Annotated in this window: 21 protein-coding genes; 14 read left to right on the forward strand and 7 right to left on the reverse strand. The window is 68.1% G+C overall.

Annotation, left to right across the window (positions count from 1 at the left end; translation table 11 throughout):
- The first annotated feature begins 8 nt into the window (after nt 1–8).
- Nucleotides 9–497: an NUDIX domain-containing protein gene (locus OGL92_RS00065; protein ID WP_263138483.1), complete on the forward strand. Its 489-nt coding sequence runs from the start codon at nt 9–11 to the stop codon at nt 495–497.
- 99 nt (nt 498–596) lie between these two features.
- Here the strand turns inward: OGL92_RS00065 and OGL92_RS00070 are convergent, their stop codons facing one another.
- On the reverse strand, nt 597–2,132 hold the full coding sequence (locus tag OGL92_RS00070; RefSeq protein WP_263138484.1) for a sigma-54-dependent transcriptional regulator: 1,536 nt from the start codon (nt 2,130–2,132) through the stop codon (nt 597–599).
- Nucleotides 2,133–2,310: 178 nt separating this feature from the next.
- Here OGL92_RS00070 and OGL92_RS00075 point away from each other — a divergent pair, with 178 nt between their 5' ends.
- From OGL92_RS00075 to ligA, 4 genes are all read left to right on the forward strand, one after another.
- Entirely contained in the window at nt 2,311–2,970 is a 660-nt protein-coding gene (locus OGL92_RS00075; protein ID WP_263138486.1) for a GntR family transcriptional regulator, read from the forward strand.
- Nucleotides 2,971–2,994: 24 nt separating this feature from the next.
- Nucleotides 2,995–6,483: a chromosome segregation protein SMC gene (smc, locus tag OGL92_RS00080; RefSeq protein ID WP_263138488.1), complete on the forward strand. Its 3,489-nt coding sequence runs from the start codon at nt 2,995–2,997 to the stop codon at nt 6,481–6,483.
- 217 nt (nt 6,484–6,700) lie between these two features.
- Nucleotides 6,701–7,519, forward strand: coding sequence for a cell division protein ZipA (zipA, locus tag OGL92_RS00085; RefSeq protein WP_263138490.1), 819 nt, complete (start codon nt 6,701–6,703; stop codon nt 7,517–7,519).
- A 100-nt stretch (nt 7,520–7,619) separates the two neighbouring features.
- Nucleotides 7,620–9,995: an NAD-dependent DNA ligase LigA gene (gene ligA, locus OGL92_RS00090; RefSeq protein ID WP_263138494.1), complete on the forward strand. Its 2,376-nt coding sequence runs from the start codon at nt 7,620–7,622 to the stop codon at nt 9,993–9,995.
- Between the two features lie 130 nt (nt 9,996–10,125).
- On the opposite strand, the gene OGL92_RS00095 is transcribed toward ligA, so the two are convergent.
- Complete coding sequence (locus tag OGL92_RS00095; RefSeq protein ID WP_263138496.1) at nt 10,126–12,180, reverse strand: S9 family peptidase; 2,055 nt, start codon at nt 12,178–12,180, stop codon at nt 10,126–10,128.
- Between the two features lie 217 nt (nt 12,181–12,397).
- Between OGL92_RS00095 and OGL92_RS00100 the strand changes: the two genes are divergently transcribed.
- The 3 genes from OGL92_RS00100 (at nt 12,398) to OGL92_RS00110 (ending at nt 14,381) form a co-directional block, all read left to right on the forward strand.
- On the forward strand, nt 12,398–12,874 hold the full coding sequence (locus tag OGL92_RS00100; protein WP_263138500.1) for an MFS transporter: 477 nt from the start codon (nt 12,398–12,400) through the stop codon (nt 12,872–12,874).
- A gap of 143 nt (nt 12,875–13,017) precedes the next feature.
- A complete protein-coding gene (locus OGL92_RS00105; protein ID WP_263138501.1) occupies nt 13,018–13,791 on the forward strand; it encodes a class II glutamine amidotransferase in 774 nt (257 codons plus the stop codon).
- A 68-nt stretch (nt 13,792–13,859) separates the two neighbouring features.
- Nucleotides 13,860–14,381: a DUF2937 family protein gene (locus OGL92_RS00110; RefSeq protein WP_263138502.1), complete on the forward strand. Its 522-nt coding sequence runs from the start codon at nt 13,860–13,862 to the stop codon at nt 14,379–14,381.
- A 79-nt stretch (nt 14,382–14,460) separates the two neighbouring features.
- Here the strand turns inward: OGL92_RS00110 and OGL92_RS00115 are convergent, their stop codons facing one another.
- From OGL92_RS00115 to OGL92_RS00125, 3 genes are read right to left on the reverse strand one after another with little or no spacing between them, the layout of a single operon-like run.
- Complete coding sequence (locus OGL92_RS00115) at nt 14,461–15,639, reverse strand: VWA domain-containing protein (RefSeq protein ID WP_263138504.1); 1,179 nt, start codon at nt 15,637–15,639, stop codon at nt 14,461–14,463.
- Nucleotides 15,640–15,667: 28 nt separating this feature from the next.
- Nucleotides 15,668–16,057: a GFA family protein gene (locus OGL92_RS00120; protein WP_263138506.1), complete on the reverse strand. Its 390-nt coding sequence runs from the start codon at nt 16,055–16,057 to the stop codon at nt 15,668–15,670.
- Nucleotides 16,058–16,071: 14 nt separating this feature from the next.
- Entirely contained in the window at nt 16,072–16,917 is an 846-nt protein-coding gene (locus OGL92_RS00125) for a MoxR family ATPase (protein ID WP_263138508.1), read from the reverse strand.
- Nucleotides 16,918–17,139: 222 nt separating this feature from the next.
- Between OGL92_RS00125 and OGL92_RS00130 the strand changes: the two genes are divergently transcribed.
- Nucleotides 17,140–17,538 (forward strand): hypothetical protein, encoded by a 399-nt coding sequence (locus OGL92_RS00130; RefSeq protein WP_263138510.1) that lies wholly within the window; start codon nt 17,140–17,142, stop codon nt 17,536–17,538.
- A 10-nt stretch (nt 17,539–17,548) separates the two neighbouring features.
- Complete coding sequence (locus tag OGL92_RS00135) at nt 17,549–17,770, forward strand: helix-turn-helix transcriptional regulator (protein ID WP_263138511.1); 222 nt, start codon at nt 17,549–17,551, stop codon at nt 17,768–17,770.
- Between the two features lie 53 nt (nt 17,771–17,823).
- Here OGL92_RS00135 and OGL92_RS00140 read toward each other — a convergent pair whose 3' ends face one another.
- Complete coding sequence (locus tag OGL92_RS00140; protein WP_263138519.1) at nt 17,824–18,894, reverse strand: DUF748 domain-containing protein; 1,071 nt, start codon at nt 18,892–18,894, stop codon at nt 17,824–17,826.
- 171 nt (nt 18,895–19,065) lie between these two features.
- Between OGL92_RS00140 and cysK the strand changes: the two genes are divergently transcribed.
- The 4 genes from cysK (at nt 19,066) to rmuC (ending at nt 22,596) form a co-directional block, all read left to right on the forward strand.
- Nucleotides 19,066–20,040, forward strand: a complete 975-nt coding sequence (gene cysK, locus OGL92_RS00145; protein WP_263138523.1) for a cysteine synthase A — start codon at nt 19,066–19,068, stop codon at nt 20,038–20,040.
- Nucleotides 20,037–20,609, forward strand: coding sequence for a tetratricopeptide repeat protein (locus OGL92_RS00150; protein WP_263138526.1), 573 nt, complete (start codon nt 20,037–20,039; stop codon nt 20,607–20,609). The genes cysK and OGL92_RS00150 overlap by 4 nt, the downstream gene beginning before the upstream one ends.
- A gap of 118 nt (nt 20,610–20,727) precedes the next feature.
- Nucleotides 20,728–21,063 (forward strand): sel1 repeat family protein, encoded by a 336-nt coding sequence (locus tag OGL92_RS00155; RefSeq protein WP_263138529.1) that lies wholly within the window; start codon nt 20,728–20,730, stop codon nt 21,061–21,063.
- Nucleotides 21,064–21,237: 174 nt separating this feature from the next.
- Complete coding sequence (gene rmuC / locus OGL92_RS00160; protein WP_263139576.1) at nt 21,238–22,596, forward strand: DNA recombination protein RmuC; 1,359 nt, start codon at nt 21,238–21,240, stop codon at nt 22,594–22,596.
- A gap of 100 nt (nt 22,597–22,696) precedes the next feature.
- Here rmuC and OGL92_RS00165 read toward each other — a convergent pair whose 3' ends face one another.
- Complete coding sequence (locus OGL92_RS00165; RefSeq protein WP_263138531.1) at nt 22,697–26,167, reverse strand: PAS domain-containing hybrid sensor histidine kinase/response regulator; 3,471 nt, start codon at nt 26,165–26,167, stop codon at nt 22,697–22,699.
- Nucleotides 26,168–26,434: the final 267 nt, after the last annotated feature.

The following is a 26,434-nucleotide window of genomic DNA, read 5'->3' on the forward strand; positions in this document are numbered from 1 at the left end:
ATCGATCGATGAGCCCCAGGCTCAGCACCCTGGTGTACTGCACCCATGGGCAGCAGGTCCTGCTGCTGGACAGGCAGACGGCGCCGTACCGGGGGTTCCTGCTGCCACCGGGCGGCAAGTGCGAGTTCGGCGAAATCCCCATCGATTGCGCGCGTCGCGAGTTCGCCGAGGAAACGGGCTACGCGATCACCGAGCAATTGCGTCCCCGTGGCCTGGTATACGATTACTCCAAATCGCCGGACTGGAACTGGCTGATCTTCGTTTACAGCTTCGAGGCCTCGAAAAGGCCCACGCTGGTCGAGGAAAAGCACCCGCTGGTCTGGGCCGATCTGGATAACCTCGATGCTTACAAGATCCCGGAGTCGGATCGCTTTCTGATGGAGCGCCTGTTCGCCGAGGGGTGCAGCTACCTGGAACTGGCCATGGAGTATCGGCAGGCCGAGGCCTTCGTGCGTTGCAGCGCACACTTCGAGGGCCGAGGCGAGCTGTTCAGGTAAGTCCGTCGACCGATCCGCCGGCGGTGCGAGCCGGCGGGTCCTCTCTGGTTGGCGTTGGCGTTGGCGTTGGCGGTGCGGGTCCTCGCCGCTGCCGGCCCGTCAGGCCTTGCCCGGAATCCCGTACTTGCGCAACCGCTGGGCAATCGCCGTGTGCGAGGTCTGTAGGCGCCCTGCCAACTGCCGTGTCGAGGGGTAACTGGCGTATAGCCGTTGCAACAGCTCGCGCTCGAAGTCGCCCACCGCCTGCTCCAGGCTGGCGACCTCGCCATCCTGGCCACGCGCCACCGAGGTGCCGGCGATATCCAGGTCGTCGATATCCACCACATTGCTTTCGCAGATGGCCGCGGCGCGGAAAATCACGTTCTGCAACTGGCGCACGTTACCCGGCCAGCGATTGCCCAGCAGCGCCGGGTAGGTGCCCGGCGCCAGGCGGCAGGGCTTGCGCTGGATCTGCGCGCAGGCCTGGATCATGAAGTGCCGGGCCAGCAGCAGGATGTCCTGGCCGCGTTCGCGCAGCGGCGGCACCTCCAGGTTGAGCACATTGAGCCGGTAGAACAGGTCCTCGCGGAAGGTGCCGTCCTCGACCATTTTCTCCAGATCGCGGTGGGTGGCGCTGAGGATGCGCACGTTGACCTTCACTTCGCGGTCGCCACCGACCCGGCGGAAACTGCCGTCGCTGAGGAAACGCAGCAGCTTGGCTTGCAGGTAGGGCGACATCTCGCCGATCTCGTCGAGGAACACCGTGCCCTGGTTGGCCAGTTCCAGCAGCCCCGGCTTGCCGCCGCGCTGGGCGCCAGTGAAAGCGCCGGGGGCGTAGCCGAACAGTTCGCTCTCGGCCAGATTCTCCGGCAGGGCCGCGCAGTTCAGCGCGAGGAAGGGCGCGTTGCGCCGCATGCTGAGCGCATGGCAGGCACGGGCCACCAGTTCCTTGCCGGTCCCGGTCTCGCCGCCGATCAACAGTGGCGCGTCCAGGGTGGCGACCCGTTGCGCGCGGGCCTTGAGGGTACGGATCGGCGTCGACTCGCCGAGCAGGGCATCGAAGCCCTCGGCGTGGTCGTGGTGCAGCGCGGCGAGGCGTTCGCCGATGCGGTTGGGCCGGTACAGCGTGAGCAGGCCGCCGGCCAGGTGGCGGCCGCCCTGCGGGGCCGCCTCGGCGATCGGCATGGCGTCCAGCAGCAACGCCTGGCCCTTGAGGGTGACCTCGCGCATCGGCAGGCGGAAGCCCTGGTCCAGCAGCGCCTGTTGCAGGGCGGCGTCGTCGAACAGTTGCGCCAGGCTCTGGCCTTCCGGCTCGTCGCCGCTGAGCGCCAGCAGCGCCGGGTTGGCCAGCAGCACGCGCCCGGCGCCGTCCACCGCCAGCACCGGGTCGGCCATCGCCGCCAGCAGCGCGTCCAGTTGCAGGCGGCGGCGCTGGCCGGGGAGGATGTCCACCACCGTCACCGCCTGCACGCCCTGCACCTTGAACAGCGCATCGCGCAGTTCCTCGAGCACCGCGGCGCTGAGGGTCGGCGCATCGATGTAGACGTTGGGCGGCACCATCTCCACGGCATCCAGGTTGAGGTTGCGCCCGCCAAGCAGGGCGAGGACTTCCTGGGTGATGCCGACGCGGTCGATGAAGCTGACATGGATACGCATGGAAAGGACGCTGGCGACGTTGAAGGAGCGGGGATTATGCCCGCTGCGTCGAGCCAGCGCGAAACCTCCTCGCCGAGGGTGGCCGAGCGCCGCCGCGCAGGTGCCGCGGGGGTCGCGCATGCAGGCCTTGTGCTACACTCCGCGCCCTGCGCGCGCCCCCGAATTCCGAAGGAAAATCATGACGTTCACGGCACCGGACAGCCTTTCCGAACAGATCGCCCAGCATCTCGCCGAGCGGATCATCCGCGGCGAATTGAAGGAACGGGAGCGCATCCAGGAACTCAAGGTCACCCAGTCGTTGAACGTCAGCCGCGGTTCGGTCCGCGAGGCGCTGCTGATCCTCCAGCGCCGGCACCTGATCGACATCCTGCCGCGGCGCGGCGCCCAGGTCGCCGAGCTGACCCCGCACAAGGTACAGAGTCTCTATGCATTGGTTCTGGAGTTGTATGGGCTGCTCGTCCGCGCCGTGGCGCAGGGCTGGAAGCGCGACGCCGATCTCGACCCGCTGCGCGAGATCCGCCGGCGCCTGGCGCAAAGCCTGGACCGCGACGACATCGAGGCGTTTCTCACCGGCGCCTTCACCGCCATGCGCGCCACCTACCCCTTCGCCAACAACCCCTATCTGCAGGAAACCGTGGAAAACCTGCTGCCGGCGATCAGTCGCACCTACTACCTCTCCCTGGCGCGCCGCCAGGGCGAAATGGCGCGCTTCCTCGCCACCTTCGACGTGCTCCTGGAAGCCGTCCAGGCGCGCGACGTGGAGCGTGCCCACCACGTGCTGCTGGCCTACGGCATGGGCAATTGCAAGCTGGTGCTCGCCGCGCTGGCCGAGCGCTGAGCCGGCGGCCGGGGGAGGACGGGCATGCGCCTGAAGAGCATCAAGCTGGCGGGTTTCAAGTCCTTCGTCGACCCGACCACGGTGAATTTCCCCAGCAACATGGCGGCGGTGGTCGGCCCCAACGGCTGCGGCAAATCCAACATCATCGACGCCGTGCGCTGGGTGATGGGCGAGAGCTCGGCGAAGAACCTGCGCGGCGAGTCGATGACCGACGTCATCTTCAACGGCTCCAACACCCGTAAACCGGTGACCCAGGCCAGCATCGAGCTGATCTTCGACAACGCGGAAACCACCCTGGTGGGCGAGTACGCCGGCTACGCGGAAATCTCCATCCGCCGGCGCGTCACCCGCGACGGACAGAACACCTATTTCCTCAACGGCACCAAGTGCCGGCGCCGGGACATCACCGATATCTTCCTCGGCACCGGCCTCGGCCCGCGCAGCTACTCGATCATCGAGCAGGGGATGATTTCCAAGCTGATCGAGGCCCGCCCCGAGGACCTGCGCAATTTCATCGAGGAAGCCGCCGGTATCTCCAAGTACAAGGAGCGCCGCCGCGAGACCGAGAACCGCATCCGCCGCACCCACGAGAACCTCGCGCGCCTCACCGACCTGCGCGAAGAGCTGGAGCGGCAACTGGAGCGCCTGCATCGCCAGGCCCAGTCGGCGGAGAAATACCAGGAGTACAAGGCCGAAGAGCGTCAGTCGAAAGCCCAGTTGGCCGCCCTGCGCTGGCGCGAGCTGAACGGCCTGGCCGGCCAGCGCGAGGCGGTGATCGGCGATCAGGAGGTGGCGCTCGAGGCGTTGGTGGCGGAGCAGCGCAACGCCGACGCCAGTATCGAGCGCCTGCGCGACGGCCACCACGACCTGTCGGAACGCTTCAACCAGGTGCAGGGGCGCTTCTACTCGGTGGGCGGCGACATCGCCCGGGTCGAGCAAAGCATCCAGCACGGCCAGCAGCGCCTGCGGCAGTTGCAGGACGACCTGCGCGAGGCGGAGCGGAGCCGCCTGGAAACCGAATCCCACCTTGGCCACGACCGCACCCTGCTGGCGACCCTCGGCGAAGAACTGGAGATGCTCGCCCCGGAGCAGGAAATGAGCGCCGCGGCGGCCGAGGAGGCCGCCGTCCAGCTGGAGGAAGCGGACGGCGCCATGCAGGCCTGGCAGGAGCAATGGGATGGCTTCAACCAGCGCGCCGCCGAACCGCGACGGCGCGCCGAGGTGCAACAATCGCGCATCCAGCAACTGGAGCAGAGCCTCGAACGCTTGCAAGAGCGCGAGCGCCGGCTGGGCGACGAGCGCATGCAACTGGCCGCCGACCCGGAGGATGCGGCGATCCTAGAACTCGCCGAGCAATTGGCCGAAGGCGAGGCGCAGCAGGAACAGGCCCAGCTCGACGAGCACCAGTTGGGCGAGCGCCTGGAACACCTGCGCACCGAGTTGCACGTGGCCAGCCAGGCCCAGCAACAGGCCCAGGGCGAGCTGCAACGGCTGAACGGGCGCATCGCCTCGCTGGAAGCCTTGCAACAGGCGGCCCTCGACCCCGGCAAAGGCGCCGGCGAATGGTTGCGGGAGCAGGGGCTCGCCGCGCGTCCGCGCCTGGCCGAGGCGCTGCGGGTGGAGCCGGGCTGGGAGTTGGCGGTGGAAACCGTGCTCGGCGCCGATCTGCAGGCGGTATTGCTCGACGACTTCGCCGGGCTGGAGCTGGACGCCCTGGTCCAGGGCGAATTGCGCCTGGCCAGCCCGGCCCGCGACGCGACCCGCCGGGCCGGCAGCCTGCTGGACAAGGTGGAAAGCGGCTTCGACCTGGCGCCCTGGCTGGGGCGCGTACGCCCGGTGGAAAGCCTCGACCAGGCCCTGGCCGGTCGCGCCGCTCTGGCCGACGACGACAGCCTGGTCAGCCGCGATGGCTATTGGGTCGGCCGGCACTTTCTGCGGGTGCGCCGCGCCGGCGAGGCCGACAGCGGCGTGCTCGCCCGCGGCCAGGACCTGGAGCGGGCCCAGGCCGAGCGCGAGCAGCGCGAGGCGGCCCTCGAGGATCTGGAGGACAACCTGCAGCGGCTGCGCGACGAGCAGCGCCAGCAGGAGGAACGACGCGAACGCCAGCGCCGGCAGATCCAGGAAGAGGCGCGGCGCCTGGGCGAGCTCAAGGCGCGCCTGTCGGCGCAGCAAGCCAAGGTCGAGCAGTTGAACCTGCGCCGGCGCCGGCTGGAGGACGAATCCGCCGAGCTGGACGAACAGCGCGGCATGGAGCGCGAGCAGCTCGGCGAGGCCCGCCTGGCCTTGCAGGAGGCGCTGGACGAAATGGCCGCCGACACCGAGCGGCGTGAGCAGCTACTGGCCTCCCGCGACGGCCTGCGTGAGCGGCTCGACCGCATCCGCCAGGACGCGCGCCAGCACAAGGACCATGCCCATCAACTGGCGGTCCGCGTCGGTTCCCTGCGTGCCCAGCATGATTCGACACGCCAGGCCCTGGAGCGCTTGCAGTCGCAGTTCGAGCGGGTCAACGAGCGCCGCGAGCAGCTCAGCCTGAACCTGGAGGAGGGCGAGGCGCCCCTTGAGGAACTGCGGTTTAAGCTGGAGGAACTGCTCGACCGGCGAATGGGCGTCGAGGACGAACTCAAGCAGGCGCGGCAGGCTCTGGAAGAGGCCGATCGCGAGCTGCGCGAAGCGGAAAAGCGGCGTACCCAGGCCGAACAGCAGGCGCAGTTGCTGCGTGGCCAACTGGAGCAGCAACGCCTCGAATGGCAGACCCTGACCGTGCGCCGCAAGACCTTGCAGGATCAACTGCTGGAGGACGGCTACGACCTCCACGGGGTGCTCGCGACCCTGCCGGCCGAGGCCAGCGAGGCGGCCTGGGAGGAAGAACTGGAGCGCCTCGCGACGCGCATCCAACGCCTGGGGCCGATCAACCTGGCGGCGATCGACGAGTATCAGCAGCAATCCGAGCGCAAGCGTTACCTGGACGCGCAGAACGACGACCTGGTGGAGGCGCTGGATACCCTGGAAAACGTCATCCGCAAGATCGACAAGGAAACCCGCAACCGCTTCAAGGACACCTTCGACCAGATCAATGCCGGTCTGCAGGCGCTTTTCCCGAAAGTCTTCGGCGGCGGCCATGCTTATCTGGAACTCACCGGCGAAGATTTACTCGATACAGGGGTGGCGATCATGGCGCAGCCGCCGGGCAAGAAGAACAGCACCATCCACCTGCTGTCCGGCGGGGAGAAGGCGCTGACCGCCCTGGCCCTGGTGTTCGCCATCTTCCAACTGAACCCGGCTCCGTTCTGCATGCTCGACGAAGTGGACGCGCCCCTCGACGACGCCAACGTCGGCCGCTATGCGCGACTGGTCAAGGACATGTCGGAAAAGGTGCAGTTCATCTACATCACCCACAACAAGATCGCCATGGAAATGGCCGATCAACTGATGGGGGTGACGATGCACGAACCGGGCTGTTCGCGCTTGGTGACGGTGAACGTGGAGGAGGCGGTGGCGCTGGTCGAGGCCTGAGCCGCAGGGGATGTTTCCGGGTGGTCTCGGGCCATTGGCTATCGCATCCGCTCGACGGCTTGGAGGTTCCGCTGGATGGCCGGCCGTGCTAGCTTAGGGCGCACGTTCGTGACCCGTGGAAAACGCCAGACAGAACAGGGAGTTGGGCGCCACGTTTAAGGGGAAAGGACAGCCCTTTTTCATTACTACTCTAATTCATCAGGGGACACAGGATTACATGGAAATCGGTCTGCGCGAGTGGCTGATCGTCATCGGTTTCATTGTCATTGCCGGCATTCTCTTCGATGGCTGGCGACGCATGAGCGGTGGCAAGGGGAAACTCAAGTTCCGGCTGGACCGCAGCGGTTCCGGCCCGGTGGAGGGCGAGGAAGATCCGCATCTGCTCGGCCCGGCGCGGGTCATCGAGCGCGGCAACGAGCCCTCGCTGGACGAGGAAGACCTGCCGGCCATGAGCGCCCGCGAGCTGAACCGCCGTCGCGGTGGCGTCGAGCCCCACCAGGGCGATCTCAACCTCGACGAGCCGGTGCCGACCCTGCTCAACCCGGTGGACGAAGGCGACGGCGGCGAGACCGTCCGCCATGCCGGCGCGCAGGACCTGCCGCCGGTGGAGGAAGTCCTGGTGATCAACGTGGTCGCCCGTGACGGCGAGGGCTTCAAGGGCCCGGCCCTGTTGCAGAACATCCTCGAAAGCGGCCTGCGTTTCGGCGAGATGGACATCTTCCACCGCCACGAAAGCATGGCCGGCAACGGCGAGGTGCTGTTCTCCATGGCCAACGGCGTCAAGCCCGGCACCTTCGACCTCGACGACATGGATCACTTCAAAACCCGCGCCGTGAGCTTCTTCCTCGGCCTGCCGGGCCCGCGCCATCCGAAGCAGGCGTTCGACGTGATGGTCGCCGCCGCGCGCAAGCTGTCCCAGGAGCTCAACGGCGAACTGAAGGACGACCAGCGCAGCGTGCTCACCGCCCAGACCATCGAGCACTACCGGCAACGGATCGTCGAATTCGAACGTCGAAACCTGACCCACAAACGCTGACGGCGCCTCGCCCGGACACTCCACCCCGGCGCCCGGGGCTAGACCGCCAGTACCCGCAAAGAGCAGCTCGCGCTGCTCTTTGCGTTTCCGAGACACCGCCATGACCGACGCCCAGACCGCCGCCGAACGAATCGCCCAACTGCGCAGCGAACTCGACGCGCACAACTACCGCTACTATGTGCTCGACGAGCCCAGCGTGCCGGACGCCGAGTACGATCGCCTGTTCCGCGCGCTCAAGGCCTTGGAGGCCGAGCATCCCGAGCTGGTGACGCCGGACTCGCCGACCCAGCGGGTCGGCGGCGCGGCCCTCAGCGCCTTCGGCGAGGTGCGCCACGAAATCCCGATGCTCAGTTTGGGCAACGCCTTCGAGGAAACCGACCTGCGCGAGTTCGACCGCCGGGTCCGCGAGGGCCTGGAGCTGCCGGCCGGCGACCTGCTCGGCCACGGCGGCGCACCGGTGGAGTACAGCTGCGAACCCAAGCTCGACGGCCTGGCGGTCAGCCTGCTCTACGAGCGGGGCCAACTGGTGCGCGGCGCCACCCGCGGCGACGGCAGCACCGGCGAGGACATCACCGCCAACGTGCGCACCATCCGCAACGTCCCGCTGAAGCTCCACGGCGAAGGCTGGCCGGCGGTGCTCGAAGTGCGCGGCGAAGTCTATATGTCCAAGGCCGGCTTCGAGGCGCTGAACGCCAAGGCCATGGAAACCGGCGGCAAGACCTTCGCCAACCCGCGCAACGCCGCCGCCGGCAGCCTGCGCCAGCTGGATTCGAAGATCACCGCCGGGCGCCCCCTGGAGTTCTGCTGCTACGGCATCGGCCGGGTCGAGGGCGCCATCGCCCCCAGCCATACCGAAAGCCTGCAGACCCTCAAGCGCTGGGGGCTGCCGATCAGTCGCGAGCTGAAGAAGGCCCAGGGCGTCGAACAGTGCCTCGACTACTACCGCGACATCGGCGCCCGGCGGGCGTCGCTGGCCTACGAGATCGATGGCGTGGTGTTCAAGGTCAACGACATCGGCCAGCAGCGCGAGCTGGGTTTCCGCGCTCGCGAACCGCGCTGGGCCATCGCCCACAAGTTTCCCGCCAGCGAAGAGCTTACCGAATTGCTCGACGTGGAGTTCCAGGTCGGCCGCACCGGTGCGGTCACTCCGGTGGCGCGGCTGAAACCGGTGCAGGTGGCCGGCGTCACGGTATCCAACGCCACCCTGCACAACATGGACGAGGTGGCGCGCCTGGGCGTGATGATCGGCGACACGGTGATCGTCCGCCGCGCCGGCGACGTGATCCCGCAAATCATGCAGGTGGTGAGCGAACGGCGCCCGGCCGATGCGCGGCCGGTCCAGGTACCGACCCATTGCCCGGTGTGCGGCTCGGAAGTGGAACGCACGCAACTGGTCAAACGCAGCAAGGGTCGCGAGTCGTTCAGCGCCGGCGCGGTATACCGCTGTGTCGGCCGCCTGGCCTGCCAGGCGCAGCTCAAGCAGGCGATCATCCATTTCGTCTCGCGGCGCGCCATGGACATCGACGGCCTCGGCGACAAGATCGTCGAGCAACTGGTGGACAAGGGGCTGGTGGCGTCGCCGGCCGATCTCTACACCTTGACCTACGACCAGGTCTTCGCCCTCGACGGCTTCGCCGAGGTCTCCAGCCAGAACCTGCTGGCGTCCATCGCCGACAGCCGACGGCCGACGCTGGCGCGCTTCATCTTCGCCCTCGGCATCCCCGACGTCGGCGAGGAAACCGCCAAGCTGCTGGCGCGCACCCTGGGCCGCCTGGAGCGGATCGCCCGGGCTCTGCCCGAGGTGCTGACCTATCTGCCGGACGTGGGCGCGGAAGTGGCCTACGAGATCCACAACTTCTTCGAGGCCGAGCACAACCGCGAGGTCATCGCCGCGCTGTTGAAGAATGGCATCGAGCTCCAGGAAGAGGGCGACCTGCATCCGGAGTTCGCCGCCTACGCCAGCCTGCCGGACCTGCTCGACAAGCTGAACATCCCCTTCGTCGCCGCCACCGGGGCACGCAACCTGGCCGAGCGCTTCGGCAGCCTGGAAGCCATCGTCGCCGCCGACTGGCTGGACCTGAGCGCATTGAAAGGGCTCAACGAAAAGGCGCGCAAATCGGTGCGCGACTTCTTCGCCGATCTCGCCAAGGCGGCCCATGCCCGGGCCATCGAGGCCCAGTTGCGCGATTTCGGCATGCATTGGGAAAGCGAGAAGAAAGCCGTCGAGGGCCTGCCCCTGGCCGGGCAGAGCTGGGTGCTCACCGGCAGCCTGGAGGCGATGAGCCGGGACCTGGCCAAGGACAAGCTGGAAGCCCTGGGCGCCAAGGTCGCCGGTTCGGTGTCGGCGCGCACCAGTGGCGTGGTGGCCGGGCCCGGTGCCGGCTCGAAGCTGGCCAAGGCCAGCGAACTGGGCCTGAAGGTGCTGGACGAGGCCCAGTTCCTCGCTCTGCTGCGGGGCTTCGGCGTCGAGGTTTGATGCCGGTCGCGGCGCGTTCGTAGGGCATCGGCCATCCGGCCGTGGGCGTTCCGTCGCGGTCCGCCGGGCCTGGCCGCTGGAAGCTGCCCGGCGGCCCGGGTCCCGACGTCGATGCCGGGACCCGCTCGCCTCAGTCCGCGTCGGCGCGCAACGCGGTGCCGAGCAGGAAGGCGTATTCCAGCGCCACGTCGCGCAGGGCCTGGTAACGGCCGCTCATGCCGCCGTGGCCGGCATCGAAATCCACCTTCAGCAGCACCGGCCGGTCGCCGGTGCCGAGCGCGCGCACCTTGGCCACCCACTTCGCCGCCTCCCAGTACTGCACGCGGCTGTCGTGATAACCGGCGATGGCGAGGATCGCCGGGTAGGCCTGGGCCTTGACGTTCTCATAGGGCGCGTAGGCCTGGATCCGCGCATAGGCCTCCGGTTCGCCGGGATCGCCCCATTCGTCGTACTCGGTGACGGTCAGCGGCAGGTCGGGATTCTGCATGGTGTTGAGCACGTCGACGAAGGGCACCTCGGCGATGGCCGCAGCGAACAGCTCGGGGCGCTGGTTGAGCACCGCGCCGATCAACAGGCCGCCGGCGCTGCCGCCGCTGATGGCCAGCCGCTCGGGTCGGGTGTAGCCCTCGGCCACCAGGTGTTCGGCGCAGGCGATGAAGTCGTCGAAGCTGTTCTGCTTGTGTTCCAGCTTGCCGGCGCGGTACCAGGCCTCGCCCAGCTCGCCACCGCCGCGCACGTGGGCGATGGCGAAGATGCAACCGCGCTCCAGCAGGCTCAGGCGGGCGTGGGAGAACCAGGGGTCCAGGCAACTGCCGTAGGCGCCGTAGCCGTACAGGTACAGCGGCGCGGGCGCGCGCGGACGCTCGCCGTCGAGCAGGTCGCGGCGCGCCACCAGGCTGATCGGGATGCGCGCACCGTCCGCGGCGCGGGCCCACAGGCGCTGGCTGACGTAGGCGTCGGCATCGAAGGGGCCTTCCACCGGCGTCTGCTTGAGAATCCGCTGCTCGCCGCTGGCGAGGTCCAGCTGGCGCACCTGCGCCGGCCGGTTCAGCGCCTCGTAGCGCAGGCGGATCGCCGGGCTGTCGAATTCCAGGGTGTCCGACACGTAGAGGCTATAGGCGGCGTCGGGCAGTTGCACGCGGTAGGGCGCCAGGCCCTGGGCATGCACTTGCAGCACCGGCAGGCCGCCTTCGCGCAGGCTCAGCACGTAGGCCACGGCGTTCATGCTGAAACCGTCCAGCATCACCTGGGGGTCGTGGCCGACCAGCTCGCGCCATTCCGCCCGCGTCGGCGTGGACCCTGACGCCTGGTACAGGGCGAAGTTGATCCCGCTCTGGTTGCTGCGGATCAGCCAGGCCCATTCGCCCTCCACCCGGCCGTGGTCCACCTCGTACTCGTGGCCTTCCTCGCGGGGCGCCAGGCAGGTGAAGCGGCCGTCCGGTGCGTCGGCATTCAGCACCCAGGCCTCGGTGGTGGTCTTGCTGCCCAGTTCGAGGATCAGCTGGCGCTCCGAACTGGAGCGGAAGCAGTGCAGGAAGAAACGCCCGTCCGGCTCGACGAACACCGTTTCCGCCGAGGTATCGCCGAGGCGATGGCGATACAGCGTGTGCGGCCGGTGGGTGTCGTCCAGTTCGGCGAAGAACAGCGTGCGATTGTCGTTGGCCCAGGTCAGGCTGCCGTCGCAGTTGTCGAAGGGCAGGGCGGTGAGCTCGCCGCTGGCCAGGTCCTTGACGAACAGGCGATAGATCTCGTCGCCGCTGCTGTCCAGGCTGTACGCCAGCAGGCGCTGGTCGGGGCTGATGGCCAGGCTGCCGACGCTGAGGAAGCCGCCGTCGGCGAGTTGGTTGGGATCGAGGAGCAGTTCCTCCCGGGCGTCGTCCACCTGCAGCGAGCCGTCCGCCGGGCGCGGGCAGCGGTAGTGCCGCGGGTATTCGTCGCCGGCGGTGGTGCGCTGGTAATAGAGGTAGGCGCCCCAGGGCGAGGGCAGCGACAGGTCGGTCTCGCGGATGCGCCCCTTGATTTCCTGGAACAGGCGCTCGCGCAGGTCCGCCTGGTCGGCGAGCTGGGCTTCCAGATGGGCGTTTTCCGCTTGCAGGTGGGCGAGCACCTCGGCGGCGTCGCGGTCCTCCAGCCAGCGATAGGGATCGGAACCGGCTTCGCGGCGGGCAATCGGGGCATTCGGCATGCGGCACTCTCTGCGGCGGGGGCGGACGACGGCAGGGGCGCCGGGCCCGCGAAAAGCCGTTATCATAAGCCCCCTTTCATCGGCCCCGCCACGGCGCGGCCCGTTTCCGTCGGTAGCCACGCGGGCTAAGCGCATTCCGCGGGCGCAAGGAGAGATGTGTGCGGATTGCAGATGAAGCGCGGGCCGCGGGTGCCCTTCCGTTCGCGAGGCGCGTGCGATGAGCGAAAACGATTACCTGCTGGCCTGGGCGGTGTACGGCGTGGCCGCGCTCGGCTGCCTGCTGGTGTTCTTCCGCATGACCGGCTGGATCTGGCGCTGGCTGCGCGAGCCCCTGCGGGTGCTGGTCGCCGTGCTGCTGCTCAGCCCGACCATCGTCGACGCGTCCCGCGACCTCTACGCCCCGGCCGTGGCCATCACCGCCCTGGACCTGGCCTTCAAGGTCGGCACCAACGTCTGGAAAGCCGTATCCGACCTTGCCCTCTACGGGGCCATCGCCTTCGCCCTCTACCTGCTGTTCGCCCTGATCCGCTGGCCGATCGAGCGCAGCCTGCGCCAGCGCCGCGCCGAGCAGCCGGCCCCGGTCGAAGAGGACGAGCCGACCCTGCGCGAGGTGCTGGAGCGGGAGGCTGCGGAAACCGATACGCGGATCGACCGCAACGGCGACCGTCGCCTGCGGATCGAGCCGCGCCTGTAACGCCGCGCTTGCCGGACGCGGCGCATGCGTCCAGCATGGGCGAGTCCCGCCGTTGACGTCCGGTCCGCGTCCGGACACCGCCGGCGCCTGGATACCCGAACCCCGATCCCATGGTCCGCACACCTTCTCGATGCGAGAGCCCTATGTGTGAATTGCTTGGCATGAGCGCCAATGTCCCCACCGACATCCTGTTCAGCTTCACCGGGCTGATGCAGCGGGGCGGCGGCACCGGTCCTCATCGCGACGGCTGGGGCATCGCCTTCTACGAGGGGCGCGGCCTGCGGCTGTTCCAGGACCCCGCGGCGAGCATCGATTCGGAAGTCGCCAAGCTGGTGCAGCGCTACCCGATCAAGAGCGAGACGGTGATCGGCCACATCCGCCAGGCCAACGTCGGCCAGGTGAGCCTGGCCAACACCCATCCCTTCGTCCGCGAGCTTTGGGGCCGCAATTGGTGTTTCGCCCACAACGGCCAGTTGGCCGACTTCGCCCCGCCGCCGGTGTTCTACCGCCCGGTGGGCGATACCGACAGCGAGACGGCGTTCTGCGACCTGCTCAACCGGGTGCGCAGCGCCTTCCCCGAGCCGGTGCCGGCGGAGGTGCTGCTGCCGGTGCTGGTGGCCGCCTGCGCCGAATACCGCAGCAAGGGCGTGTTCAATTGCCTGCTGAGCAACGGTGACTGGCTGTTCACCTTCTGCTCGACCAAACTGGCGCAGATCACCCGGCGCGCGCCCTTCGGCCCGGCACAACTCAAGGACACCGAGCTCACCGTGGATTTCCAGGCGGAAACCACGCCGAACGACGTGGTGACGGTGCTGGCCACCGAGCCCCTGACCGCCAACGAGACCTGGCAACTGCATCGCCCCGGCGAGTGGACGCTGTGGCGGCGTGGCGAAAGGGTCGCCTACGGCCGCGTCTAGACGAGGCGCCGGCGGCCCCTCGCCGGCATCGAGGTAGCGAGACCCATCGAAGCGAAGGAAGGACATCCATGCTGCGGAGTTATCTACGACTGGTGCTGTTCACCCTGGGCCTGCTGGTCGGCGTGCAGGTGCCGGGTTTCATCGCGGATTACGTCAAGCGCGTGGACGCCCACCGCCTGGAGTCCCAGCGTGGCCTGGAAGGCTTCCAGGAGACCGCGCGGCGCTTCTTCGACGGCGACATGAACGCCCTGGTCGCCCATTACCGCGACAGTGCCGACCCGGTGATGCGCAGCGATGCCCAGAGCGTCGCCGGCCTGTACGAACGCGCCGCGTTGCTCGATCGCGAATGGCTGGCCATGCAGGGGCCCTGGTACCGGCAGGTCTGGCACCTGGCGACCGACGCCGACCAGGGGTTGCTCGAGGAAACCCGCGCCGCCTACAGCTACCAGGTGCTGCTCGCGCCTCAGGCCATCGCCTGGGGACTGGGATGCGCGCTGGTGTTCGCCGCGTTGGTGGAAAGCCTGCTGATCACGGCCGGCACCCTGGTGACCGGCGGCCGGCGACGGCCATCGCCGCGACAGTGGCGCTGAAGGGCGGGCGCGCCGGCCAGGACGAGGCTGCCGCGACGTCCGGGTGCCGTCATGGAGAGGGGCCTCGCGGCCCCTTCTTTCATTTGGCGAGGAAGCGCATGCCTTCTTCCAGGCCGCGCAGGGTCAGGGGATACATGCGGTCTTCCAGCAACTCGCGGACGATGCCGGTGGAGGCGGTGTAGTTCCAGGTGTCCTTCGGGTAGGGATTGATCCAGATGAGCTTCTTGTACTTCTCCATGAAGCGCTTCATCCAGACGTAGCCCGGCTCTTCGTTCCAGTGCTCGACGCTGCCGCCGGCCTGGGTGATCTCGTAGGGCGCCATGGCCGCGTCGCCGACGAACACCACCTTGTAGTCGGCGCCGTACTTGTGCAGCAGGTCGAGCGTGGCGGTGCGCTCGCTGGTGCGGCGCAGGTTGTTCTTCCACACCGACTCATAGACGAAGTTGTGGAAGTAGAAGTACTCCAGGTGCTTGAACTCGGTCTTGCAGGCCGAGAAGAGCTCCTCGCAGACCTTCACGTGGGCATCCATGGAACCGCCGATATCCAGCAACAGCAGGAGCTTCACCGTGTTGCGCCGTTCCGGGCGCATCTGGATGTTCAACAACCCGGCATCCCGCGCGGTGTGGTCGATGGTGCCGTCGATGTCCAGTTCTTCCGCCGCGCCCTCGCGGGCGAACTTGCGCAGGCGGCGCAGGGCGATCTTGATGTTGCGCGTGCCCAACTCGACCTGGTCGTCGAGGTTGCGGTACTCGCGTTGGTCCCAGACCTTCACCGCCTTGCCCTGGCGCTTGCCGGCATCGCCGACGCGGATGCCTTCCGGGTTGAAGCCGCCGGAGCCGAACGGGCTGGTGCCGCCGGTGCCGATCCACTTGTTGCCGCCGGCGTGGCGTTCCTTCTGTTCCTCCAGGCGTTTCTTGAACGCCTCGATGAGCGTGTCCAGGCCGCCCAGGCTCTGGATCTGCGCGCGCTCCTCGTCGGTCAGCAGGCGCTCGAATTCCTTGCGCAGCCACTCCTCGGGAATCAGCGCCTCGATGTGCTGGTCGAGGTTCTGCAAGCCGTTGAAGTAGGCGCCGAAGGCCCGGTCGAATTTGTCGAAATGGCGCTCGTCCTTGACCAGCAGGGTGCGGGCGAGGAAGTAGAAGTCGTCCATGTCGGCGAAGGCCAGGTTGTGCTTCAGCGCATCGATCAGGTCGAGCAGTTCGCGGATCGAGACCGGGACCTTGGCGGCGCGCATTTCGTTGAACAGGTTGAGCAGCATCGCCGCCTCCTCGTGACGCGTGGACGACTCAGCCGTTGGGATCCTGCGGCAGGCCATCGCGGATGGCGAACCAATCGGCCTTGGAGTCGACGAAGATGTGGGTCTGGGGGATGGGGCCCAGTGGCGAATCGAGGGTGCCGAGGGCGATGCAGGTGGAGTCGCTGTCGACCTCCATCCATTGCAGGGTCGCGCCGCACTGGTCGCAGAAGGTCCGGGCCACGCCGGGCGACGAGTTAAAGGTCCGTACCCGCTCGGCGCCGCGGGTGAAGCGCAACGCCGTCTTGGGCACCGACGCATAGGTGGCGAACGCCGCGCCATGGGCCTTGCGGCATTGGCTGCAATGACAGTGCGTGGCCGAGGCGAGCGGCGCGCCCAGGGTGTAGGCGACCGCACCGCACAGGCAGCTACCCGTGAGCATTTCGACCTCCGGGTTCAACGGCTGGCACGCCGGCTCATGAACGCCAGGCGTTCGAGCAACTGCACGTCCTGCTCGTTCTTCACCAGGGCGCCGGCCAGAGGTGGGATGGCCTTGGTCGGATCGCGCTCGCGCAGCACCGCTTCGCCGATATCGTCGGCCATCAGCAGCTTGAGCCAGTCGACCAGTTCCGAGGTGGAGGGCTTCTTCTTCAGCCCCGGCACCTTGCGCACGTCGAAGAATACGTCGAGCGCTTCGCTGACCAGGTCCTTCTTGATGTTCGGGTAATGCACGTCGACGATCCTCTGCAGGGTCGCGCGATCCGGGAAGGCGATGTAGTGGAAGAAGCAGCGGCGCAGGAAGGCGTCGGGCAGCTCCTTCTCGTTGTTCGAGGTGATGATGATGATCGGGCGCTGCTTGGCCTTGATGGTCTCGTCGATTTCGTAGACGTAGAACTCCATCTTGTCGAGTTCTTGCAGCAGGTCGTTGGGGAACTCGATGTCGGCCTTGTCGATCTCGTCGATCAGCAGGATCACCCGCTCCTCGGCCTCGAAAGCTTCCCACAGCATGCCTTTCTTCAGGTAGTTGCGGACGTCGTGGACCTTGTCGACACCCAGTTGCGAGTCGCGCAGGCGGCTCACCGCATCGTACTCGTAGAGACCCTGGTGGGCCTTGGTGGTGGACTTGATGTGCCAGGTGATCAGGCGGGCACCGAAGGATTCGGCCAACTGCTCGGCGAGCATGGTCTTGCCAGTGCCGGGTTCGCCCTTCACCAGCAGCGGGCGCTGCAGGGTGATGGCGGCGTTCACCGCGAGCTTGAGGTCGTCGGTGGCGACGTAGGACGGGGTGCCTTCGAACTTCATCGGAAAATCCTCGAACGGGGACGACGGGTGACGTCAGCGATTCGCTAGGGAAAACCGGACTATAGCGTGCCTGCGAGGCGACTGTGAACGTAGACGGGCCATTCAGTCACTGAATGGCGGGTCACGCGGGCACGGGTCCGGTTTCTGGTTTTTTTGACAAGCACGCTTTACATACAATGGCCGAAAAGTTAAGTTTGCTTGACACTCATCAGGAGCCCACCCATGTCTTATGCCACCCTCGTCCGTCGCCGCTACGTCATCACCTGCACGTCGCTGATGCTGCTCTACGCCCTGCTGGTGGTGTTCATCAGCTGGGGCCTCGACCTGGAGCGGCTGAGTCCCGGCCTGCGCCTGTTGGCGGCGGTCTCGCCGGCGCTGCCGCTGGCCGGCACCTTCATTGCCTTCGATCGCTACCTGCGCCAGGAGCCGGACGAGTTTATGGGCCTGCTGATGGCCCGTGCCGCCGCCGTGGCCGCCGGGGTCCTGCTCTGTCTGCTGAGTGCCTGGGGTTTCCTCGAACAGTACGCCGGCCTGCCGCGCTTTCCGCTGCTGATGACCTTCGCGCTGTTCTGGGCGCTGTATGCGCCGAGCCTGTTCTACGTCAAACGCAGCTATCGCTGAGGCGCCGCGCATGGACAATCGTCTGCGCGCCTTGCGCGCCGAACGTGGCTGGAGCCAGTCGGAGCTGGCCCAGCGCCTGGAGGTGTCGCGGCAGAGCGTGAACGCCATCGAAACCGGCAAGTACGACCCGAGCCTGCCGCTGGCCTTCCGGATCGCCCGGCTGTTCGAACTGCCGATCGAGGCGATCTTCAGCGAGGCGGCGCCCTCGCCGGAGCCCGGGGCGCCGGATTAGGCGCCGGCCGGGCGAGGGGCTCCGGCGGATCGGTGAGGGCGCGTCGCCTGCGATCACTCTTCCGGCGGCGCATTCTCGAAGCGGGTGTTGAAGGCCTGGACGAAGGCGTTGCGCAGGATGTTGAAGAACGCCTGCAAGCCACTGATGTCCTGCTGGTGCACGTTGCCACTGAGGTCGATGCGGGTGGCGAACTGGTTCTTGCGCTGGTTCTTCAACGCGGTCTCGCCGCCGCCCACCAGGGCTTCCCAGATCGAACGGAAGAAGCCCTTGTCCTTGTTCTCCACATCCTGCTGCCAATTGAAGATGTCCACGTCGCGCAGCAGCGGCTTGATGTAACCGCTGAGTTTGCCGTCGTCGGCGGTGGCTTCGATCACCACGTCGCCGTGCCCGGCGTTGAAGTCGAACTTGCCGTAGGCGCTGGCGAAGTCGTTGAGCCGCTTGAGTTCGATGCCGGTGGCGCGCAGGCGGAACTCGAAGTCCTCGAAATCGCTCAGCGGCTCGAAGCTGGCCTTGGTCTCCAGCGGCGCGTGGCCGAGCAGCAGGGCCTTGCCCTCGAACCGCGCCACCCGTTCGCCTTTTTCCCCGGCCACGTTGGTCAGGTTGAACAGGCTGGCGTTGATCTCGCTGGCGTCGAGGTGCACCGGCGGCTTGGAGCCGAAGTTGTGGAAGGCGATGCGACCATCCACCACACGCACTTCGTTGAGGGTGATCGGCAGGAGTTTTTCCAACTGTTCGCGCCAGTCGGTACCGGTACCGGTCTGCGAGGTTTCCTTGGCGCCGCCATCGACGAAGTTCAGCTCCGGCCGATAGAAGTCCACCTCGGCGACGATGCCGTGGTCGTACCACAGCGCGTGCCAGCTCACCGACAGGTCGATGACCGGCGCCTTCAGCAGCGGCACCGGCACCTTGCCGTCGTCCTTGACGATGTTCAGGCCGTTGATCTTGTAGGCGCCGCGCCACCAGGCCAGGTCGACGTCCTCTATATGGCCGCGGTACTCGCCCATGTCGGCGAGCTTGCCGTTGAGGTAGTCGCGGATCAGCCCGGGCAGGGCCAGATGCAGCACCAGCAGCAGTGCCGCCAGGGCCAGCAGGATCAACAGGGAAATGCTGTAACGTCTTTTCATCGCAAGGATCCGTCTGTCGCATGTCGACCCGCCGCCGGGCCGCCTCGTTCGGTGGACAGTGCCAGGGCCGTTCCGGTTCTGTCCGCCGGTGGCTGGACGGGTACGATGGCGCGGCATAGGCTGACGGCCTCGCGGTACAGACTTCCATGTAAAGAAAAAGGACCCGCCTCCATGAGCCGCATCTATGCAGACAATGCGCAGGCCATCGGCAACACGCCGCTGGTGATGATCAACCGCCTGGGGCCCAAGGGCGTCACCATCCTGGCGAAGATCGAAGGCCGCAACCCGGCCTACTCGGTGAAGTGCCGGATCGGCGCCAGCATGGTCTGGGACGCCGAGTCCAGCGGCCGCCTGAAACCCGGCATGACCCTGGTCGAACCCACCTCCGGCAACACCGGTATCGGCCTGGCCTTCGTCGCCGCCGCCCGCGGCTACCGGCTGATCCTCACCATGCCGGCCTCAATGAGCCTGGAGCGGCGCAAGGTGCTCAAGGCGCTGGGCGCTGAGCTGGTGCTGACCGAGCCGGCCAAGGGCATGAAGGGTGCCATCGACAAGGCCGCCGAGATCGCCGCCGGCAACCCCGGGGAATACCTGCTGTTGCAACAGTTCGAGAACCCGGCCAACCCGGCGATCCACGAGAAGACCACCGGCCCGGAGATCTGGAACGACACCGACGGCGCGGTGGACGTGCTGGTCTCGGGCGTCGGCACCGGCGGCACCATCAGCGGCGTCTCCCGCTACATCAAGCGCACCCAGGGCAAGCCGATCCTCTCCGTCGCGGTGGAGCCGCTGGGCTCGCCGGTGATCACCCAGGCCTTGGCCGGCGAGGAAATCAAGCCCAGCCCGCACAAGATCCAGGGCATCGGCGCGGGTTTCGTACCGAAGAACCTCGACCTGTCGATGGTCGACCGCGTCGAACGGGTCTCCGACGAAGAGGCCAAGGACATGGCCCTGCGCCTGATGCGCGAGGAGGGCATCCTCTGCGGCATTTCCTGCGGCGCGGCCATGGCGGCGGCGGTGCGCCTCGCCGAGCAGCCGGACATGCAGGGTAAGACCCTGGTGGTGATCCTCCCCGATGCCGGCGAGCGCTACCTGTCCACCATGCTGTTCGACGGCCTGTTCAGCGAGCAGGAACAGCAGCAGTGAGAAACCTGGTGCTGGGACTGGTGCTGGCCAGCGGCGGCGCCTGGGCCGCCGCCACCGACGATTACCTGAACGGCCAGCGTGCCCTGGACGCGGGCAACCGCGACAAGGCCGTCTACCTGCTGGAGCAGGCTGCCGGCGCCGGCCTGGTGGATGCCCAATTGCGGCTCGGCGAACTGCTCCCCGGCCAGCCGGGCGAGCGCTGGCTGCGCGAGGCGGTGCGCCAGGGCTCGCGCCCGGCGGCGGAGAACCTCGCCCAGCGCTACTACGACGGCAGCGCCTACCGTCGCGCGGCGCAATGCTGGCTGAAGACCGCGGGGCAGGGCAGCAGCGCCGCCCAGGCGCGCCTGGGCGCCCTGCAGGTGGTCGGCTACGGCTTGCCGAAGGACAAGACCCAGGCGTTCGCCTGGATGAACCTGGCCGCCAGTGCCGGCGACGCCGAGGTGATCGCCCTGCGCGACACCCTCGGCGAGCAGTTGCCGGCCGACCAGCGCGAAGCCGGCGAAGCGCTGTCGCGGACCCTCACCGAGCACCCGCCGGAGCTGGCCGGCGAGCCGCCCTGCGGCGAATGATCCGGGCCCGGGTCGCCCGCGTGGGTGGCCCGGCAGGGGCGACCGCTCTTCGGGAAGGGCTCGAAGCCTGGCGAAAATCCTGTAAAGTGCGCGCCTTTCCGGTCTACGGCATCCGTCCATGAAGTTCCGCTTGTCGCCCGTCGAACCCTTTTCCATGCGCCCCTTGCCCCTGCGCGTCGCGCTCTGGCTGCTGGACGATTCGCCCTTCGGCGAGGCGGCCAGCGTGAAGAAGATCGCCGGCCACCTGCTGCGCCAGCCGGCCCGGCGGGGCGTGGTGCAGGCGCAAAGCCGTCTCGGCCGCCTGCTCTGCCACGAAGCGGCGGACATCTGCGCGCGGCGGCGCGGCCAGGAGTTGCTGCGCCAGGCCGCGCGCGCCGGCGACTCGCCCGCGCGCCACGCCCTCGACCAACTCAACCCGCAACTGCGCCTGAACGTCCGCGCCCGGCCGCGCTGAGCGCCGGCGCCCCGGTATACTGCCGGCCCTTCTGTCGCGGAGCCGGCCATGCCCATCGATCTGTCCGCTCACCTGCCTGCCCTGCTGCTCGGCCTGTTCATCGCCGCGCTGCCCCTGATCGTGCTGCTCTGGCGGTTGCAGCGGCGCCTGGACCTGGAGACCCCGGCGCGGGCGCTGCTGGAGGAGCGCCTGAGCAATGCCCAACTGGCCCAGGACGGCCTCTCCGCGCAACTTGAGGCGGAACGCCATGAATTGCGCGACGCGCGGCAGACCCTGGCCCGGCAGCAGGCCGAACTGGCGGCCCTGGCGCGGGAGAACGAATTGCTCGACCTGGAGCGGGAGACCGCCCGCGAGACCCTGCGCGACTCGACCCAGGAGCGCGAGCGCAAGGACGCCGAGCTGCGCCGCCTGGACAGCGAGCGGGCGGCCCTGGGCGCCGAATTGCGCGAACAACAGGACGCCCACCAACAACGCCTGAGCGACCTGCAGGCGGCCCGCGACGACCTGCGCGCGCAATTCGCCGAGCTGGCCGGGAAGATCTTCGACGAGCGCGAGCAGCGTTTCGCCGACACCAGCCAGCAGCGCCTCGGCCAACTCCTCGATCCGCTCAAGGAGCGCCTCCAGGCCTTCGAGAAACGGGTCGAGGACAGCTACCAGCAGGAAGCCCGCGAGCGATTCTCGCTGGGCAAGGAACTGGAGCGCCTGCAACAGCTGAACCAGCGCCTGGGCGACGAGGCGACCAACCTGACCCGTGCCCTCAAGGGCCAGAAGACCCAGGGCAACTGGGGCGAACTGGTGCTGGAGCGGGTGCTGGAGCACGCCGGCCTGGAAAAGGGCCGCGAGTACCAGACCCAGGTCACCCTGCTCAGCGCCGACGGCGAGCGCTTCCAGCCGGACGTGTTGATCCGCCTGCCCGGCGACAAGCAGGTGGTGGTGGATGCCAAGGTCAGCCTCAACGCCTACCAGCAGTACATCGTCGCCGACGACGAGGCCCAGCGGCAGCAGGCGCTCAAGCAGCACGTCCTGTCGCTGCGCACCCACCTCAAGGGCCTCGCCGGCAAGGACTACAAGCGCCTGGAGGGTCTGCACAGCCTGGACTTCGTGCTGCTCTTCGTGCCCATCGAGGCCGCTTTCGCCTGTGCCCTGCAATACGACCAGAACCTGTTCCAGGAAGCCTTCGAGCGCAACGTGGTGATCGTCAGCCCGACCACCCTGCTGGTCACCCTGCGGGTGATCGACAGCCTCTGGCGCCAGGAGCGGCAGAGCCAGAACGCCCGGGAAATCGCCGAACGCGCCGGTTGGCTCTACGACAAATTCGCGCTCTTCGTGCAGGACCTGGAGGAGGTCGGCAGTCGCCTGCGACAACTGGACAAGGCCTACGCCGGTGCCCGTAACAAGCTCTGCGAAGGCCGCGGCAACCTGATCGGCCGCGCCGAACAGCTCAAGCAGCTGGGCGCCCGCGCCAGCAAAAGCCTGCCCGCCGACCTGCTGGAACGCGCCGCCGAAGCCGAACCGGCCGAGCGGGACGAATAGCCCGCGATCGCGGACGGCGGTCCCTCGGCCCCGCGCCGGCCCCGACCGAGCCTGGGAGCGCGCGGCGCCTCGAAACGCCTCCTGCGTCCTGGGGGCGCGCTCAGCGCAGGTCCAGGTGACGGCTCAGCAGGGCGCGCAAAGCCGCCGGCTTGACCGGCTTGGGCAGGTAGTCGAGGCCCGCGGCATGCACCTCGGCGACCAACTCGGCGCGTGCGTCGGCGCTGATCACCACCCCCGGCAGCGGCTCGCCCAGGCGGGTGCGCAGCCAGGCCATCAAGGCGGTGCCGGTGTCGCCCTGGTCGAGGTGGTAGTCCACCAACGCCAGTTGCGGTTGATGCGCCTCCAGCAAGCGTTCGCAATCCTGGCGGTCCCGCGCGGTGAGCACCTGGCAGCCCCAGCGGCTCAGCAGGCTGTGCATGCCGGTGAGGATGCTGTCCTCGTTATCCACGCACAGCACCCAGGCGCCGCCCAGCGGCTGGCCGCTGTCGACCGGCGCGGCGGCCGGCGCGGGCGAGGGCGCCGAGGCCAGCGGCACACTGACGCTGAATACGCTGCCCTTGCCCGGCCAGGAGCGTACCTCCAGGCGATGGCCCAGCACCCGACACAGCCCGTCGGCGATCGCCAGGCCCAGGCCCAGGCCCTTTTCCGCGCGGGTCTGGTGGCTGTCCAGGCGCTTGAATTCCTCGAAGATCACCTTGCGCTTGTCCTCCGGGATGCCCGGGCCGCGGTCCCACACTTCCAGGCGCAGGTGACCCGGTTCGCGGCGCACGCCGAGCAGCACCTGGCCGCTGGCATAGCGGAAGGCGTTGGTGAGGAAGTTCTGCAACACCCGACGCAGCAGCTTGGGGTCGCTGTCGACCGCCAGGCGGCTGCCGCGCAGGCGGAAGTCCATGGCCTGGTCCCGCGCCAGTACCTGGAACTCGGCGCCCAGCGCGTCGAACAACACCGCCAGCGGGAAGGCATCGCGCTCCGGGGTGATGCGGCCGTTCTCCAGGCGCGAGATGTCCAGCAGGTCGCTGATCAGGTCCTCGGCCGAGCGCAGCGCGCTGTCCAGGTGGCCGACCAGCGGCCGCGCCTCCGCCGGCAGCCCGTCCTGCTGGTGGGCGAGGGCGGCGGAAAACAGCCGGGCGGCGTTCAGCGGCTGCATCAGGTCGTGGCTGACGGCGGCGAGGAAACGGGTCTTCGACTGGTTGGCCGCCTCGGCGTGGCCCTTGGCTTCGATCAGCGCCTGGTTGAGCTGCGACAGCTCGTGGGTGCGCTCGGCGACCCGCCGCTCCAGGCCTTCGTTGGCGTCCTTGAGCGCGCGCTCCGCCTCGCGGAACGCGGTGATGTCGGTGAAGCTCATGACGAAGCCGCCGCCGGGCATCGGGTTGCCGATCAGTTCGATCACCCGGCCGTTGGGGAACAGCCGCTCCGAGGTGTGCGCCGTGCCCTGGCGCATCCAGTACAGGCGGCGCGCCACGTGGGCTTCGGCGTCGCCGGGGCCGCAGAGGCCGCGCTCGGCGTTGTAGCGGATGATCTCGGCGATCGGCCGGCCGACGCTGATCAAGCCTTCCGGGTACTCGAAGAGTTCCTGGTAACGATGGTTCCACGCCACCAGGCGCAGCGACTGGTCGACCACGCTGATGCCCTGGGTGATGTTCTCGATGGCGCCCTGCAACAGCGCGCGGTTGAACTGCAGCACCTCGGAGGCTTCGTCGGCGATGCGCACCACGTCCTCCACCTGCATCTCGCGGCCCTCGATGGCGGCCTTCACCACCGCCCGCGCCGAGGAAGCGCCGAGCACCCCGGCGAGCAGGCGCTCGGTGTGAGTGATCCATTCGGCGTTGGCGTTCTGCAGGGCATTGAAGTCCTTGCCCTGGCGCGAGGCGAAGCGCACGAAGCTCTGCCGCGCGCGTTCCTCGCCGACGAAGCGGCCGGCCAGCATCGACAGGTCTTCCACCTTCACCGCCAGCAGCGAGCGGCTGCTCGGCCGCACCGAGGCGTCTTGGCCGATGAAGCGGCTGGCCTGCCAGTGCTCGGACACCCGCGTGCGGGAGAACACCGAGACCAGGGCGAACACCAGCCAGTTGCCGGTGAGCGACAGCACCACGCCCTGGGTCATGGCGTCGATCGGCAGGCCGAAGGGGTTGTCGCCGAGCCAGATCAGCCCGGGGAAGGCTTGCAGCGACCAGCCCAGGCCCCGCGCCACCAGCGGAAGCACCAGGGTGTAGAACCACAGCGCGGCGCCGGTGGCGAGGCCGGCGAACACCCCGCGGCGGTTGGCCTGCTTCCAATAGAGCGCGCCGAGCATGGCGGGCGCCAACTGGGTGATGGCGGCGAACGCCACCTGGCCGATGGTGGCGAGGCTGGCGCTGGGGCCGAACAACCGGTAGCAGACATAGGCCAGCAGCAGGATCACCAGGATGCTCACCCGGCGCACCGAGAGCAGCCAGTGGCGGAACACCTCGAACGGTCGCTCGGCGTTCTGCCGGCGCAGCAGGGCCGGCAGCACGATGTCGTTGCAGAGCATGGTGGACAGCGCCACCGAGGCCACGATCACCATCCCGGTGGCCGCCGAGGCGCCGCCGATGAACGCCAGCAGCGCCAGGGCCGGATGCGCCTCGGCCAGCGGCAGGCTGATGACGAAGGAGTCCGGCAGCACGTCCGCGGACAGGTGCAGTTGCCCGGCCAGGGCGATGGGCACCACGAACAGCGCGGCCAGCACCAGGTAACCGGGGAATACCCAGCGCGCCAGCACCAGGTCGCGCGGCTCGGTGTTCTCCACCACGGTGACGTGGAACTGCCGCGGCAGGCAGAAGATCGCCATCAGCGCCACCCCGGTCTGCACGAACATCGACGGCCAGTCCAGGGTCTTCTGCCAGAAGTCGTGCAACTGCGGCGCGGCGCGGGCCTGTTCCAGCAGGTCGCCGAACCCGTCGTGCAGGCCATAGGTGGCGAAGACGCCGACCGCGATGAACGCCAGCAGCTTGACCAGCGACTCGAAGGCGATCGCCAGCACCATCCCGCGGTGGTGCTCGGTGCCGTCGAGGTTGCGCGTGCCGAAGAGGATGGTGAACAGCGCCAGCACCAGCGAGACGATCAGCGCGGTGTCCTGGGCGCGGGTGCCGGTCGATTCCGCGCCGGCGCCGATCAGCAGGTTCACCCCGAGCACGATGCCCTTGAGCTGCAAGGCGATGTAGGGCAGGACGCCGACCAGGCAGATCAGCGCGACCACCACCGCCAGGGATTGCGACTTGCCGTAGCGGGCGGCGATGAAGTCGGCGATCGAGGTGATGTTCTCCTGCTTGCTGATCAGCACCATCTTCTGCAGCAGCCAGGGGGCGAACAGCAGCAACAGCACCGGGCCGAGGTAGATGGGCAGGAACGACCAGAGCTGCCCGGCGGCCTGGCCGACCGCGCCGAAGAAGGTCCAACTGGTGCAGTACACCGTCAGCGACAGGCTGTAGACCCAGGCGCGCAGGCGCGGGGAGAGCGGCGCGCGACGATGGTCGCCATAGAAGGCGATGGCGAACAGGACAGCCATATAGACGAGGGCGACCGCTGCGATCGACCCGCTGGACAGGGACATGCGAACTCCGGGACAGGATGGATGCGCCGGTATCCGGCTTCACCGCGGCGCCGGAATGGCCGCGGGGGCTTCTGGCGCCTGCCCGCCAGTTTCGCACCAAAGCGGCGCCCCGTCAGTCGGCTGCGACCAAGGTCGCGGTAAGGCTTGAGCGCCCCGGAGAGGGCTGTTAGCGTGGCAGCCCTGGCCGCCGAGACAGCACGCGGCCGGCCTGCGGCGGCGAGGTCATGAAACGCTGCGTCGGCAGGGCTTTTTTCCATTTCGAGGTAT

This window comes from Pseudomonas sp. RIT-PI-AD, assembly GCF_025642785.1.
GTDB lineage: Bacteria > Pseudomonadota > Gammaproteobacteria > Pseudomonadales > Pseudomonadaceae > Pseudomonas_T.

Bases quoted from the DNA above. Each gene is read 5' to 3' on its own strand.
- zipA (WP_263138490.1), top strand. From the start codon at position 6,701: ATGGAAATCGGTCTGCGCGAGTGGCTGATCGTCATCGGTTTCATTGTC.
- OGL92_RS00100 (WP_263138500.1), top strand. From the start codon at position 12,398: ATGAGCGAAAACGATTACCTGCTGGCCTGGGCGGTGTACGGCGTGGCC.
- OGL92_RS00140 (WP_263138519.1), bottom strand. From the start codon at position 18,894: ATGAAAAGACGTTACAGCATTTCCCTGTTGATCCTGCTGGCCCTGGCG.
- OGL92_RS00155 (WP_263138529.1), top strand. From the start codon at position 20,728: ATGAAGTTCCGCTTGTCGCCCGTCGAACCCTTTTCCATGCGCCCCTTG.
- OGL92_RS00095 (WP_263138496.1), bottom strand. From the start codon at position 12,180: ATGCCGAATGCCCCGATTGCCCGCCGCGAAGCCGGTTCCGATCCCTAT.
- OGL92_RS00110 (WP_263138502.1), top strand. From the start codon at position 13,860: ATGCTGCGGAGTTATCTACGACTGGTGCTGTTCACCCTGGGCCTGCTG.
- OGL92_RS00070 (WP_263138484.1), bottom strand. From the start codon at position 2,132: ATGCGTATCCATGTCAGCTTCATCGACCGCGTCGGCATCACCCAGGAA.
- OGL92_RS00130 (WP_263138510.1), top strand. From the start codon at position 17,140: ATGTCTTATGCCACCCTCGTCCGTCGCCGCTACGTCATCACCTGCACG.
- cysK (WP_263138523.1), top strand. From the start codon at position 19,066: ATGAGCCGCATCTATGCAGACAATGCGCAGGCCATCGGCAACACGCCG.
- ligA (WP_263138494.1), top strand. From the start codon at position 7,620: ATGACCGACGCCCAGACCGCCGCCGAACGAATCGCCCAACTGCGCAGC.
- OGL92_RS00120 (WP_263138506.1), bottom strand. From the start codon at position 16,057: ATGCTCACGGGTAGCTGCCTGTGCGGTGCGGTCGCCTACACCCTGGGC.
- smc (WP_263138488.1), top strand. From the start codon at position 2,995: ATGCGCCTGAAGAGCATCAAGCTGGCGGGTTTCAAGTCCTTCGTCGAC.
- OGL92_RS00125 (WP_263138508.1), bottom strand. From the start codon at position 16,917: ATGAAGTTCGAAGGCACCCCGTCCTACGTCGCCACCGACGACCTCAAG.
- OGL92_RS00165 (WP_263138531.1), bottom strand. From the start codon at position 26,167: ATGTCCCTGTCCAGCGGGTCGATCGCAGCGGTCGCCCTCGTCTATATG.
- OGL92_RS00075 (WP_263138486.1), top strand. From the start codon at position 2,311: ATGACGTTCACGGCACCGGACAGCCTTTCCGAACAGATCGCCCAGCAT.
- OGL92_RS00065 (WP_263138483.1), top strand. From the start codon at position 9: ATGAGCCCCAGGCTCAGCACCCTGGTGTACTGCACCCATGGGCAGCAG.
- OGL92_RS00115 (WP_263138504.1), bottom strand. From the start codon at position 15,639: ATGCTGCTCAACCTGTTCAACGAAATGCGCGCCGCCAAGGTCCCGGTC.
- OGL92_RS00135 (WP_263138511.1), top strand. From the start codon at position 17,549: ATGGACAATCGTCTGCGCGCCTTGCGCGCCGAACGTGGCTGGAGCCAG.
- OGL92_RS00105 (WP_263138501.1), top strand. From the start codon at position 13,018: ATGTGTGAATTGCTTGGCATGAGCGCCAATGTCCCCACCGACATCCTG.